This window comes from Collinsella aerofaciens (assembly GCF_039752775.1).
Taxonomy (GTDB): domain Bacteria; phylum Actinomycetota; class Coriobacteriia; order Coriobacteriales; family Coriobacteriaceae; genus Collinsella; species Collinsella aerofaciens_R.
The window spans coordinates 20,593-33,277 of the sequence record NZ_JBDMGT010000026.1 but is presented as its reverse complement, the minus strand read 5'-3'; the positions used below and the strand labels follow the sequence as shown (position 1 = coordinate 33,277).

The following is a 12,685-nucleotide window of genomic DNA, read 5'->3' as shown; positions in this document are numbered from 1 at the left end:
CTGCGACGCGGAAATCGCGCGCTGTTGACGCGCCCCCGCAGTGCCCGCTTCCCCCAAGGACAATTATCAGTGCAGGTAGATAGCCTGCCGTTTTTCAAAAAATGAGGGTATGGATGAGGGCCCCGACTTTTGCCCCGTAATCCGGCATAGTTTTGAAATGGCACCATACCCGTAACAGCTCCTGATCCCCCAAGGACGGAGGAAAGTGGGTCATTTTTGCCTGATGGCTCCGAGTCGCACCCGTTTTCCTGCGAAAACGCCGTGTCTCAACTTTGGTGAGACATTTGTCTCACGCTCAAAACCGAATCTGGAACATGTGTCACCTGCCCTAATTGTGTCTCATTCCGTAACTTTAGGCTGATGCAAGGTCTGAGACCGCGAGAAGGGAGACACGATGGGTAAGTACACGAGGGGTCTCTTGGCGGTGATACTGGCCGTAGTGCTGGTGTTGCCAGCCGCAGCATTCGCCATGCTGCCCGAGGCCAACGCCAGGTCCAGCACAGGAATGGACGGACCGATAATGACCGGAAAGGTCGCCGACCCCGACACCAGCGGTCGCTGGGAAATCTGGGCGGCAGGCCACGGTGGCAATAAGGTAACGACCCAAAACGTCGGTCGAATCTGGACCGACAAGACGGTCAAGGCAACCGAGGAAAACGAAGAGTCGGACTTTTTGACCACGCTTTCGGCGATGTCCTCGACGTCTAATTCAACCGTGACGGTCACCACGCCGCTTGACATCGTGATGGTGCTGGATGCCTCTGGCTCGATGGATGATCCTATGGGTGGCGGAGATTCCACCAAGCGTATCGATGCACTGAAGAGCGCTGCGAACAGCTTTATCAATACCATTGCCAAGCAAAACGAGGGTATCGAGGGTGTCGATAGGCAGCACAGGGTTGCCATTGTTAAGTTTGCGGGTGATAAGACCAATAAGGTCGGCAATGACCAGTACAAGAAAGGGCAATTTTGGTACAACAACTCGCAGGTGATGAAGGGTTTGACCGATTGCTCTGGCGGCAACGTGAAAGTTCTTGAGGATACAGTTGCTGGAATCAAACCAAGCGGTGCCACGCGTGCCGACTATGGTCTGGAACTGGCCGGGGATATCACTTCTGGCCGCGCAGATGCCAAGAAGATCGTTGTGTTCTTTACCGACGGCAAGCCAACGAGCTTCAGCGAGTTTGATTCTGACGTCGCCATGGGTGCCGTGACGGCTGCCAAGAAGATGAAGGATGGCAAAGCCACCGTTTATACCATCGGCATCTTTAGTGGAGCGGACCCCGCTGACGATCCCTCGAAAGAGGGGACAAGCGACGTCAACAAGTTTATGCACGCCGTGTCGAGTAATTATCCCGATGCCACGTCGTATGCGAGCGACAAGCTTGGCACACGCGCGGAAAACTCCGACTACTACAAGTCGGCGACCAACGCCGAAGAGCTCAAGAAGGTCTTCGACGACATCTCACAGGCCATCACATCGGAGGCGCCTTATCCGACCGAAATCCATAAGGGCTACGACGAGACCAAGTCTGGCTACATTACGTTTACCGACGAGCTGGGCGACTTTATGCAGGTCGACGGATTTACCGAAGTCGTCATCAACGGCACGCCGTTTACCGAGGCGAGCAAGACGTTCAACAAAGAAACCAATACCGACACATACGAGTTCACCGGCAAGGCAAAAGACCTGCTCATCACCGTGCAGCGTGCTGGCGCTGACAATCCCCAGAAGGGCGATATTGTAACGGTTAACATTCCTGCGTCGTTGATTCCGCTGAGCCACTTTAAGACCGTAGACGGCAAGCTTTCGGTCGACAACGTTAAGCCCATTCAGGTGAAGTATGCCTCGAGCGTGAAGAGCGCCGCACTTGACAACCTGTTTACGCCCGAGAAGGTCACGGGGCTCAAGGACTACATCGAGCATAATACGACTGTCGTTGACGGCACCAAGACCGTGAGCTTCTACGCGAACAAGTGGAGCGGTGGTGCGTTGGGTGATACGGTTGCGACCTTTGAGCCGGCCGACACCAACCGCTACTACTACTTCCAGAAGCAGACTCCCATTTACACGGACAAGGACTGCACACAGCCCGCAAAGAATTCACTGGCAGATACCGGCACCTATTACTACAAGGATGAGTTTGAGGAGCAGGGCGAGAACGGCGAGGCCAAGCCCGCCACCACCGTCATCGAGTTTATCGGCGGCGACGCTGCGAAGTTTGACGGCGCTATTGTTGCCGACGAGGGCGGCAACCTTTCGTTTAGCGTGGGAACCGCGCGCCTAGCCTTTATCGACGAGCTCCACACCACCAAGGAGAGTGTGGGCGACAACAACACTGGCACCGCGACCGACGTTCTCAACTTCAAGTGGAACAACATGTCCGCCAAGGCGGCCGCGACGCATGTCAATTCCTACCTGGGCAACAACGGCAAGATCAGCTTTGCGTATGACATGACGCCGGCAATGGTGAACACCAAAGCCAGCTTTGGTCTAACCAAGGTGCTCGAGGGCCGCGACTGGAGGGATACTGACGCGTTTGAGTTTGGCCTGACGTCCGAGAACGGCGCCCCGATGCCTGCGACTACGACTGCGATCGTGCGCAAGGCTGACCTGGACGACAAGGGCAAGGCTGTCATCGACTTCGGCACGGTCGAATACACCGAACCTGGCACGTACGTCTACAAGGTCAGTGAAAAGCACGCCGGGACCACGATTGACGGCATCGCCTACAGCGGTAACGTCGCGGAGATCACCGTGACGGTGAAGCCCAATAAGAAGGGCGAACTGAGCGCTGACGTGAAGGCGACCTCGGGTGAGACCGAGTTCAAGAACGCCTACGCTACGAATCCTGTTGAGTCCAGCGTAACCAGTCAGATTGCCGTGACCAAGTCTCTGACCGGGCGCGACCTTACGGTCGGTGAGTTCAGCTTTGAGCTGCGCGAGATTAAGGATGAGGACTCTGAGCTTATCGAGACCGTTAAGAACGCTGCCGACGGCAAGGTGACGTTCAGTGCCATCAAGTACACCGAGATCGGCCAGCACACCTACAAGCTGCATGAGGTTAAGGGCAACTCCGGCGGTATTGACTACGATGACGCGGTCTACACCATCGTGACGACCATCGCCGATAACGGCAAGGGCCAGCTGGTTGCCACGCACGAGCTGAAGGACGCCAAGGACGTCAAGAGCATCGAGTTCAAGAACGCCTACACCACGAATGCTACCGAGGCATCGCTTGCGGGTATCAAGAATCTGCAGGTTGACGACGCTCTGACCCCGGCTGATATCACCGGCAAGTTCACCTTTACCGTGACCGGTGAAGAGGGCGCACCTATGCCTGCGAGCACGAGCGTGCACAACGACGTTGACGGCAAGGTCGACTTTGGCAAGATTACCTTTACGCTCGACGACCTTAACAAGGCTGTGGGTGAGAAGCCCGAGAAGCGCGAGCACACCTTTACCTACACCGTGACCGAGTCCGGTGAGGTCGCTGGCGTGACCAACGACGCTAAGCCGTCGCGCGAGGTTTCCTTCACCGTGACCGATGACGGCAAGGGGAATCTGCGCGTATCCCGCAAGCCGGACGGTGATGCGGCCTTCACGTTCACCAATACCTATAACGTGACGCCTGTCGAGACGAGCGTCACCGACCAGATCACCGCGAACAAGGTCCTGACCGGGCGTGAGCTCAAGGAAGGCGAGTTCTCCTTCGAGCTCGTCGAGGGCGATAAGGTTGTCGCTACCGGCACTAACGCTGCCGACGGCGCGATCACGATGGGCAAGGTCGCATACGACAAGCCCGGCAAGCACGCCTACACGCTGCGCGAGATCAAGGGCGGAACCACCAGCAAGGGCATCACCTACAGTGACGCCAAGTACACCATCGAGACCACCATCACGGACAACGGCGACGGCACCCTCAAGGCCGAGCATGTCCTGAAGGACGCCACGGCTGCGACTTTCAAGAACACCTACAGCGTGGCCCCGCTCGATGCGGAGCTCGACTTTGACCTGAGCAAGGTCATCAGCGGCCGCGACTGGACGGATGGGGACGAGTTCAGCTTTACCATCACCGCCCCCGAAGACGCCCCACTGCCCGATCCCGCAACCGTAACCGTGAGCAAGAAGGACGCGAAGGACGGCATTGCCGCCATCAAGTTCGGCAAGATTCACTACGCTGCCGCCGGAACCTATAAGTACGAGATTCGCGAGAACGCGGGCAGCACGGTCGGCATGACGTATGACGCGCATGTCGCAACCGCCGAAGTGACCGTGACCGAGAACGGCGATGGCAGCCTGACCGCCAACGTCACCAAGAAGGAAAACGGACGCTTTACCAACACGTACCGCACTGAGCTTAACTACACCGCTGCCGGCGGTCTGTGGCTCAGCAAGTATCTGGATGGCCGCCCCATGACCGAGGGTCAGTTCACCTTTACCGTGACACCTGCTGACGACGCTTCGGCTCGCGCGCTCGGTCTGCTGCCCGGGGCTAATAGCTTCAAGTCCCCCGCAGCGGCAGAGGCAACGGTCGGACTGATCGACATTCTGGCTGGTCATGAGGTTATATTTACGCAGGCTGACGCCGGCAAGACCTTTACGTACACCGTGGCCGAGAAGAACGACGGCCAGCCCGGTTACACCTACGACGACGCCGTGCGCACGGTGACGATCGCCATCGCCGACGACACCGCCGGCACGCTCACTGCTACGACGACCGTTTCCGGCGGTCCCGAGGGCACGCATGAGACGGTCCACAAGAGTGGCGAGAACAAGGTCGAGAAGGCCCTGGTGCCGTTCCACAACAGTTACAGCGCTACGACCAACACGCCTGGTGGTACCGCTGCTCAGGTCGTTGCCACCAAGACTCTGACCGGTCGCCCGATGGCCGACGGCGAGTTCTGGTTCGGCATCGCCTATCAGGGTGAGCTTGTGGCATACGAAAACCTCAAGCCCAATATCGGCGGGCACGTGAGCTTTGATACGCTGCACTACGACACCAAGATGCTTGCTAATCTTGAGGCTGCTGGGCTTGCTTATCGTACCGATAAGGACGGCAAGCTTGCCTGGACCATTAACTACACGGCCTACGAAGATTTATTCGGGCTGCCGAATGGCGTTTCCGCTACAACGTGGAGCTTTGGCTTTAAGGTTATCGTCGTCGACAACGGTGACGGTACCCTGACGGCGACGGTCGACTACGGCGGCGTCGAGCCCTTGTTCGAGAACGTCTACGGCGCCGACGCCGTGGATGCTGCGCTCACCGGTACTAAGAAGCTCCAGGTTGCCGAGGGCCTGACCCCGGCCGACATCACGGGTAAGTTCACCTTTACCGTGACCGCCGACGAGGCAGGTGCCCCGATGCCCGAGCGCACGACCGTAACTAACGACGCAGTCGGTAACGTGGACTTTGGCAAGATCCACTTTACGCTCGAGGACCTCAACCGCGCTCTGGGCGTGACGGACGATGCGACCGATAAGGCCGAGGCAGACGAAGCTGACGACGTCGATGCTGACGAGGCAGAGGCCGACGCCGACGCTGATGCCAACGCTGACGAGCCCGGCGACGAGTCCGAGCCCGCAGCCCCCACCGCTCCGCGCTCGCACACCTTTACCTACACGGTGACCGAGTCCGGTAGCGCCCCTGGCGTGACCAATGACACCAACGCCACGCGCAAGGTTTCCTACACCGTGTCTGACGACGGTGCCGGGCATCTGAGCGTCAAGCGCGAAGGCGACGACGGTGCTGCCTTCACGTTTACCAACACCTACGGCGTGGCACCTACCGATTCGTCCGTGACCGATCAGGTCAAGACAGTCAAGCGTCTGACCGGCCGCGACCTTGCAGCCGGCGAGTTCACGTTTGAGCTACTCGAGGACGGCGCGGTTGTCGCCAGCGGTACCAACGACGCCAACGGCAACGTTACGCTGAGCCCGATCCGCTACAAGGCGCCCGGCACGCACACGTACACGCTGCGCGAGGCTTGCCCCAACGCGCTCGGCCTGTACAAGGGCGTCACCTATGACGGCACGACCTACACCGTCGTGACCACCGTCTCCGACAATGGTGATGGCACGCTGACCGCGGCGCACAAGCTCGAGGGAACTACCGAGTCGGCTGGCTTTACCAACAAGTATCACGCCATGCCTACGCAGGTTTCCATCGGCGCCATCAAGGTGCTCGAGGGACGCGAGCTCAAGAAGGACGAGTTTAGCTTTAAGCTCGTTGGCGAGGGCATCGAGTCCACCGTCACCAACGATGCCGACGGTAAGATCAGCTTCGATAAGTTCGAGTACAGCGAGCCCGGCACGCACGTCTACACCATCAGCGAGGTCAAGGGCGACGAGCCCGGTATGACCTATGACAAGTCCGTCTTTACCGCGACCGTCAACGTGGTCGACGACGGTGAGGGTAACCTCAAGGCGAGCGTTACCTATACTAAGGGCGACAAGAGCGTTGAGGGTATCGTGTTCAACAACGCGTACAAGAAGCCCGAGACGCCCGTGCCGATGCCCGATCCCGGCACGCCCAAGACCGTGACGAACATCGTCAAGACGGTTAAGGGTTTCCTGCCCACCACGGGTGACCAGCAGGCCGCCGCACTGCTCATGGCATTTGTTATCGCCATGGCCGGCGTCGGAGCCCTGGTCTGGGGTATCCGTAAGCGCTAGGCACGCTGGCAGCGCCCGGGGCCAAAAGGCCCCGGGCGGCCGGCAGGGCTAAATCCCGACCTACTCCTATCCCCAGCCGCCACGGAGGCATCTCCCTCCTCCGTGGCGGCACTTTTGTGTGCCGGGGGCGCCACGAAACCGGCCCATCTACTACGTTTAGTCCCTTACCCCCAACCATGCCAAAAACGCGAAAACAAAACCGCAGGTAGAACGCCTGTGGTTTTGTTCAAAACGAAGGTATGGTCATGGGTATCGCGTCAAACGTAGTAGATGGGCCGATTTCGTGGCGAGCGGTTCCGGCTGATCCCTTGGGGACGGAGGAAAACGGATCATTTTGGTCCCGCGAGGCTGGCGGAGGCACTCGTCCAGGGCCGCCCGAACAAAACTATGCCGGTTTACGGGGCTGAGTTACGAGTCTCCAACCATGCCGATATTCGTGAAAATAAAACCGCAGGTAGACGAGCCGTCATTTTGCAGAAAACGCGGGTATGGATGGGGGTCCTGAGTTTGGCCCCGTAAACCGGCATAGTTTTGAAATGGCCTTAAATCGGTAGCAGCCATTTTGCTATGCCGGAACGGTCGGTCTTCGGGCAACTACCCTCGCAGGTAGGCGATAGCGATCTGCGTGCGGTTGCGCAGGCCCATCTTTGCCAGGATTGAGCTGATGTGGTTGCGCACGGTGCCTTCGCCCATGTAGGCGGTGGCGGCGATCTCTTTGTTGTCGAGGCCGCGGGCGATGAGTTCGGCGACTTCGAACTCGCGGTCGGTCAGGCTGGCGAAGGCTGCGGGCCGGCGGGGCGTGCCCGCCTCGACGTCCGTTCCGTCAAAATCGATGTCCTCGATCGCCTTGCCCTCGAGCACGCGCTTGCCAGCCATGACCTGCGCCAACGCTGGTGGAATGGCGGCGACATCGGTTTTAATCAGGTAGCCGCGGGCGCCCAGTTTAAGCGCCGACACAATGTACTCGTCATCCGAGAATGTCGTCAAAAACACCACGCGTGCCGTGGGTTCGTGCTCAAGGATCTCGCGTGCCGCCGATAGGCCGTCGCGTTCCGGCATCTGAATGTCGAGCAGCGCGATATCGGGTGCGTGTTCGGCATAGAGCGAAACCGCGTCGTTGCCGTTGGCGCCGGTACCCACTACCTCGATCTGCGGCTGGGCGCCCAGGATAATCTTGAGCGAATCGACCACTAAGCGGTCGTCGTCGACAACGATGAGCCTCATCGGTCCTCATCTCCTTGCTGTTTGGGGACGGTGGCAAACACGCGCCAGCCGGGGGCGCCGGCGCGCAGGCCGGCGGTGAAGGTTCCGCCAAGCGCCTCGACGCGCTCGCGCATGGAGGCGAGCCCCATGCCTTCTACGACGTTGCTGCTGCTCGCCGGGGTCGCGTCCGCGCCATCATCGGTAACGATGAGCTGGTAAAACGACGGATGCTCCATGCATCGTACGGTGACGGTCTGGGCGCAAGCGTGGCGCATGGCGTTGGAAAGCGCCTCGCGCAGCACCGCCGCAAAGCAGTTGGCGACGTTGGCGGGTGCATGCTCGGCCAAAACTTCAAGCTCAATCTGCGGGCCGCCGTCCGAGCGCGCGCCTTCAACAATGCGTTCGAGCTGCACGGAAAGGTCGACGGCGTTGTCGTTGAGCGCGTGGACGCTGGTGCGCACAAGCTGGAGCGCCTCGTCAACCGTGCGTTTGACGTCGGCGAAATCGGCGGCGACGCCAGGCTCGTCGGCGTGGACCACGCGTAGGGCCTCGGCTTGAAGCGAAGCGCGCGTGAGCTGGTGGCCCACGTTATCGTGGATTTCGCGCGCGATGCGGGCGCGTTCGGCGAGCGTCGCGAGCTCGACTTCGTAGTCCTGGCGGTCGGCGAGGTCGCGGTTGCGTGCCTCGAGTGCCAGGGCGCGTTCTTGCAGCTTGTCGCGGGTGCGACGCATGCGTTCCTGTTCGCGCTCCAGCTGCGCGGTACGTAGCGATAGCAAGGTGGCGGCAACCGAAAGGATGGCGGTCAGCAGGAGCGTTCGGGTGGTGAGCGCGCCGCCGCGAAGGTCCGCGACAAGCGCGCAGACAAACACGGCGCCAATCGCCAGCGCGGGCCAGATGCGTTCACGGCGCACGCGTCGCGCGATGTCATAGAGGGCGAGGGGCGCAAACGGCACAAACGGCGGCACGACGACGGCCGCGATGATGTAAGCGCAGCTCGCGGCCTCGCTCGCGCGCCGGGTGCGTTTCCCCTGTGTGACCTCGGACAGCGAGGTGGCAATAATGCCAAGGCAAAACGCCACAACCAGACGAGCGTCCACGGCAAGACCCATGGCGGCCGCAATACAGCACGCCAGCACGATCGATTTGTCGAAAAGCCTGTTCATACGGGTATTGTACGCGATGCCGCGCATGGGGGAGGCGCCACCCGGAGCAACCGTGACATTCCTCCCACGCGGCAAAGCGGGGACGTCGGCAGACCGTGCGACCAAGCCCCACACTCGTGACAAAGCTCACTGGCGCGTGCCGGCGGCTCCTGCGATGATGCAATCGTACCGGGCCGCAATCAACGGAAGGGCCGCCTCATGACAGACATCGTCCACGTCGAAAACCTCGTCAAGCGCTACGACGACCTTATCGCGCTCGACCACTTTAGCCTGAGCATCGCCCCCGGCGAGATCTTTGGCCTGCTGGGCCCCAACGGCTCGGGCAAGACCACGTCCATCAACTGCATCCTGCAGCTGCTCGCCTACGACAAAGGCACCATCGAGCTGTTCGGCGAGCCCATGACGCCCGCCCGCTACGACCTCAAGCGCCGCATCGGTGTGGTGCCGCAGCAGGTGGCGGTGTTTGACGAGCTTACGGTGCGCGAGAACATCGACTATTTCTGCAGCCTTTACGTCAACGACCGCAAGCGCCGCCGCGCGCTGGTGGACGAGGCGATCGACTTTGTCGGGCTGGGCGACTTTGCCAAGTTTCGCCCCGGCAAGCTCTCGGGCGGCCTGGCGCGTCGCCTCAACATCGCCTGCGGTATCGCGCACAAGCCCGAGCTCATCTTCTTTGACGAGCCCACGGTGGCGGTCGACCCGCAGAGCCGCAACGCCATCCTGGAGGGCATCTGCCGCTTGCGCGACGAGGGCGCCACGGTGGTGTATACCAGCCATTACATGGAGGAAGTCGAGCAGATTTGCAGCCGCATCATGATCATGGACGGCGGACGTGTGCTGGCGCAGGGCACCAATGACGAGCTCAAACGCATGATTCAAATGGGCGAGCGCGTGACTGTCGAGGTCGGCGCCGTCGAGACCGCCACGGTCGAGCGGCTGCGCGCCCTCGAGCACGTGCTTTCGGTTGAGCTGTCCGGCGGCGAGCTCGTCTGCACCTGCGAAGCGAGCCCGCACAATTTGGTCGACATCCTCGACACGCTGCGCGCCGCCGATGTGGCGCTCGGCCGCGTGTGGAGCGAGCCGCCGACCCTCAACGACGTGTTCCTCGAGATCACCGGCCGCGAGCTGCGCGACTAGGGGGCAGTCATGTTCAACACCATCATCACTACGGTCAAGACGCTGCTGCGCCGGCCGAGCACGTGGGTCTGGGGCGCTCTCTTTCCCATCGCACTTTCCACGATGTTCATGTTTATGTTTGCGAATCTGAGCTCTGACGGCACGGTCGACCCGGTACCGGTTGCCGTCATAGCGGACGAGGCCTGGGACGCCTCGACCTTTAAGGACGTGGCGACGTCGCTTGCCAAGGAAGGCGGCGATCAGCTGCTCGAGATCCACGAGCTCGACGACGCAGCCGATGCGAACCGTGCGCTTAAGGCCGGCGAGGTCGCGGGCATCTATACGGTCGACGATGCGGGCACGCCCAAACTCACGTTGCTTTCGAGCTATGGCAGCTCGCGTGCGACGTCGGTGCTCACCGACCGCAGTATTCTGGAGACGGTGGCAAGCTCGTATACACAAAATGCCGAGCTCATGTCCCAGATTGCCCAGGACAACCCGGCGGCGCTCGCCGACCCGGAGGCGGTTGCGCGCGCTCTATCGCTCGAGGGCGGTACCCGCCGCGTAAGCCTGACACGCACCACGCCCGATGGCACGGTCATCTACTATTACGCGCTTTTTGGCCTGGTCGCGATGATGTCTGCGGAGTTTGCCGCCTTGAGCGTCGTCGACCTGCAGCCCAATCTGTCGGGCCTTGGCGCACGTCGCTGTGTGGGCGGTCTTTCCAAGACGGCATCGCTGACCGGCATCTTTGTCGGCTCGTGGCTGGTCTCCTTTGCCTCGATGACGATCGCGATCGGCTACGTGCGCCTGGTCGTGGGCGTCGACTTTGGCGGGCGCGAGGGGCTGTGTCTGGTGGGTGGCGCCGCTTCCGCGCTTGCCGCCACGGGCTTGGGCCTTTTTGTGGGCACGCTTCCCGTTAAGGGCGGCAAGGCGTCCAAGTCCGGCATCCTCACGGGCTTTGCTACCACGTGCGCCCTGTTCGCCGGCCTCTACGGCGAGCCGGCGATGGCGCTTGCCGACGACGTCGCCCGCGCCTGCCCGGCCGAGTGCTGGCTCAACCCCGTCAAGCTCATCTGCGACATGTTCAACCGCCTGTATTTCTTTGAGGACCTGGGCCCCTTTGTCGTTCGCGCCGGCGCGCTGGTCCTTATGGCGCTGCTGTTCGTTGCCGCCGCCACGCTGACCTTTGGAAGGAGCCGCTATGAGCACCTTTAAGACTGCGCTTCGCATGGCGCTGGCGCACCCGTTCTACCTGCTCATCTATACGGTGTTCATCTCGCTCATGGGCGTATTCATCGCGGCATCGGTGAGCTGGAACTCGTCGCAGCTCACCGAGTACGAGCCCTACGATGCCAACGTGATCGTGGTCGACCGCGACAATAGCGACCTTTCGCGGGCGCTTACCAAGCATCTGGGTTCTCGTTTTGAGCTGGTCACGGGCGTCGGCGACGACACCTACGATCTTGCGGACGCGCTTTCCAAGAGCAACAGCGCCAAGGGTAGCGCCGACTGCGTGTTCTTTATCCCGGAGGGGTTTGAGGACGACCTCGTTGCAGCCGCTCGCGCGGGGGAGTCTCTGCCCAAACTCGACGTGACCTATGGTTCCGGCACCATGGCGGCAGCGCTTTCGTCTGCCGAGGCCTCGCGCTGGATCTCGCTCGCGGGTGCTGCGGCCGCGCTTGAGCCCACTGCCTCCAACGGCGACGTCGCCAAGGCTGCCGAACATGCGGCCACCAAGCGTGCCGAGGTCGAGATCGAGCAGGTCAAGGTCGACTCGACAGCCGCCGCCACGCTCGAGTCGTACTTCAACTTTGGCGCGTACGCGATTATCTCGTCGGTCATCGTGTCGGTGGGACTGGTATTCTCGGGCATGAACGAGCCCGAGCGCGTGCGCCGCATGGAGGCCGGCCCGGTCTCCGAGCGCCAGCGTTCGCTCGCCGTGTTCGCGGCTGCCGCGGTGCTCACCGTCTGCATTTGGCTCGTGTCGAGCATGATGGGCGTCGTGGGCTTTGCCGGCGCGGTTGCCGAGGTCGGCGTGGGTCGAGTGTGCCTGGCGCTGGCGGCGACGTTTGCCCTGGCGTGCACGCCTCTGGCCGTTGGCTTTGCCCTTTCGAGCCTGGGTGCGCGTGAGGAGCTGCTCAACGGTGTGGGCAACCTGCTCGGCATGCTCATGACGTTTTTGGGCGGCGCCTGGATGCCGCTGTCGCTGATGGGCCCAGCCGTGCAGACCGCGGCGCATTTTGTGCCGACGTATTGGGTGAACGACGCGATTGGCAAGGCGCTCGCCGCGGACCTGACGTCCACCGTGCTGGGCGACATCGCTTGCGATCTGGGCGTCACAGTGCTCTTTGCCGCGGCCATCGCCGCCGTAGGCCTAGCCCTCGCCCACAACAAATCCCACGCCTAGACACCTACTCATTGGGGACAGACTTAAACGACCAAAAGTATTCATTGGGGACAGACTTAAATGACTAGCCATCGGGGGCAGATAAGGAGCGTCCCCAACTGCCGGGTGGCGAAAGAG

General features: G+C 61.2%; 6 protein-coding genes. 4 read left to right on the top strand and 2 right to left on the bottom strand.

The features are described from left to right. Window positions 1-394: 394 nt before the first annotated feature. Window positions 395-6,676 carry a Spy0128 family protein gene (locus ABHR63_RS07710; protein ID WP_346965945.1) on the top strand — a complete coding sequence of 2,094 codons (6,282 nt, stop codon included), beginning with the start codon at window positions 395-397 and terminating at the stop codon, window positions 6,674-6,676. A gap of 594 nt (window positions 6,677-7,270) precedes the next feature. Here ABHR63_RS07710 and ABHR63_RS07705 read toward each other — a convergent pair. Together ABHR63_RS07705 and ABHR63_RS07700 are read right to left on the bottom strand one after the other, a co-directional pair. Then, window positions 7,271-7,900: a response regulator gene (locus ABHR63_RS07705; protein ID WP_055310726.1), complete on the bottom strand. Its 630-nt coding sequence runs from the start codon at window positions 7,898-7,900 to the stop codon at window positions 7,271-7,273. Next, window positions 7,897-9,042 (bottom strand): sensor histidine kinase, encoded by a 1,146-nt coding sequence (locus ABHR63_RS07700; protein ID WP_346965196.1) that lies wholly within the window; start codon window positions 9,040-9,042, stop codon window positions 7,897-7,899. Before ABHR63_RS07700 ends, ABHR63_RS07705 begins: the two co-directional genes overlap by 4 nt. A gap of 198 nt (window positions 9,043-9,240) precedes the next feature. On the opposite strand from ABHR63_RS07700, the gene ABHR63_RS07695 reads away from it, so the two are divergent. Genes ABHR63_RS07695 through ABHR63_RS07685 form a run of 3 tightly spaced genes read left to right on the top strand, consistent with a single transcriptional unit; the run spans window position 9,241 to window position 12,568 of the window. Next, window positions 9,241-10,179: an ABC transporter ATP-binding protein gene (locus ABHR63_RS07695; RefSeq protein ID WP_346965195.1), complete on the top strand. Its 939-nt coding sequence runs from the start codon at window positions 9,241-9,243 to the stop codon at window positions 10,177-10,179. A gap of 9 nt (window positions 10,180-10,188) precedes the next feature. After that, a complete protein-coding gene (locus ABHR63_RS07690) occupies window positions 10,189-11,376 on the top strand; it encodes an ABC transporter permease (RefSeq protein WP_346965194.1) in 1,188 nt (395 codons plus the stop codon). Continuing rightward, window positions 11,363-12,568: an ABC transporter permease gene (locus ABHR63_RS07685; protein ID WP_346965193.1), complete on the top strand. Its 1,206-nt coding sequence runs from the start codon at window positions 11,363-11,365 to the stop codon at window positions 12,566-12,568. The genes ABHR63_RS07690 and ABHR63_RS07685 overlap by 14 nt, the downstream gene beginning before the upstream one ends. Window positions 12,569-12,685 lie beyond the last annotated feature (117 nt).

Excerpts from the sequence above, each read along its gene's own strand:
- ABHR63_RS07710 (WP_346965945.1), top strand. The coding sequence starts at position 395 with ATGGGTAAGTACACGAGGGGTCTCTTGGCGGTGATACTGGCCGTAGTG.
- ABHR63_RS07705 (WP_055310726.1), bottom strand. The coding sequence starts at position 7,900 with ATGAGGCTCATCGTTGTCGACGACGACCGCTTAGTGGTCGATTCGCTC.
- ABHR63_RS07700 (WP_346965196.1), bottom strand. The coding sequence starts at position 9,042 with ATGAACAGGCTTTTCGACAAATCGATCGTGCTGGCGTGCTGTATTGCG.
- ABHR63_RS07695 (WP_346965195.1), top strand. The coding sequence starts at position 9,241 with ATGACAGACATCGTCCACGTCGAAAACCTCGTCAAGCGCTACGACGAC.
- ABHR63_RS07690 (WP_346965194.1), top strand. The coding sequence starts at position 10,189 with ATGTTCAACACCATCATCACTACGGTCAAGACGCTGCTGCGCCGGCCG.
- ABHR63_RS07685 (WP_346965193.1), top strand. The coding sequence starts at position 11,363 with ATGAGCACCTTTAAGACTGCGCTTCGCATGGCGCTGGCGCACCCGTTC.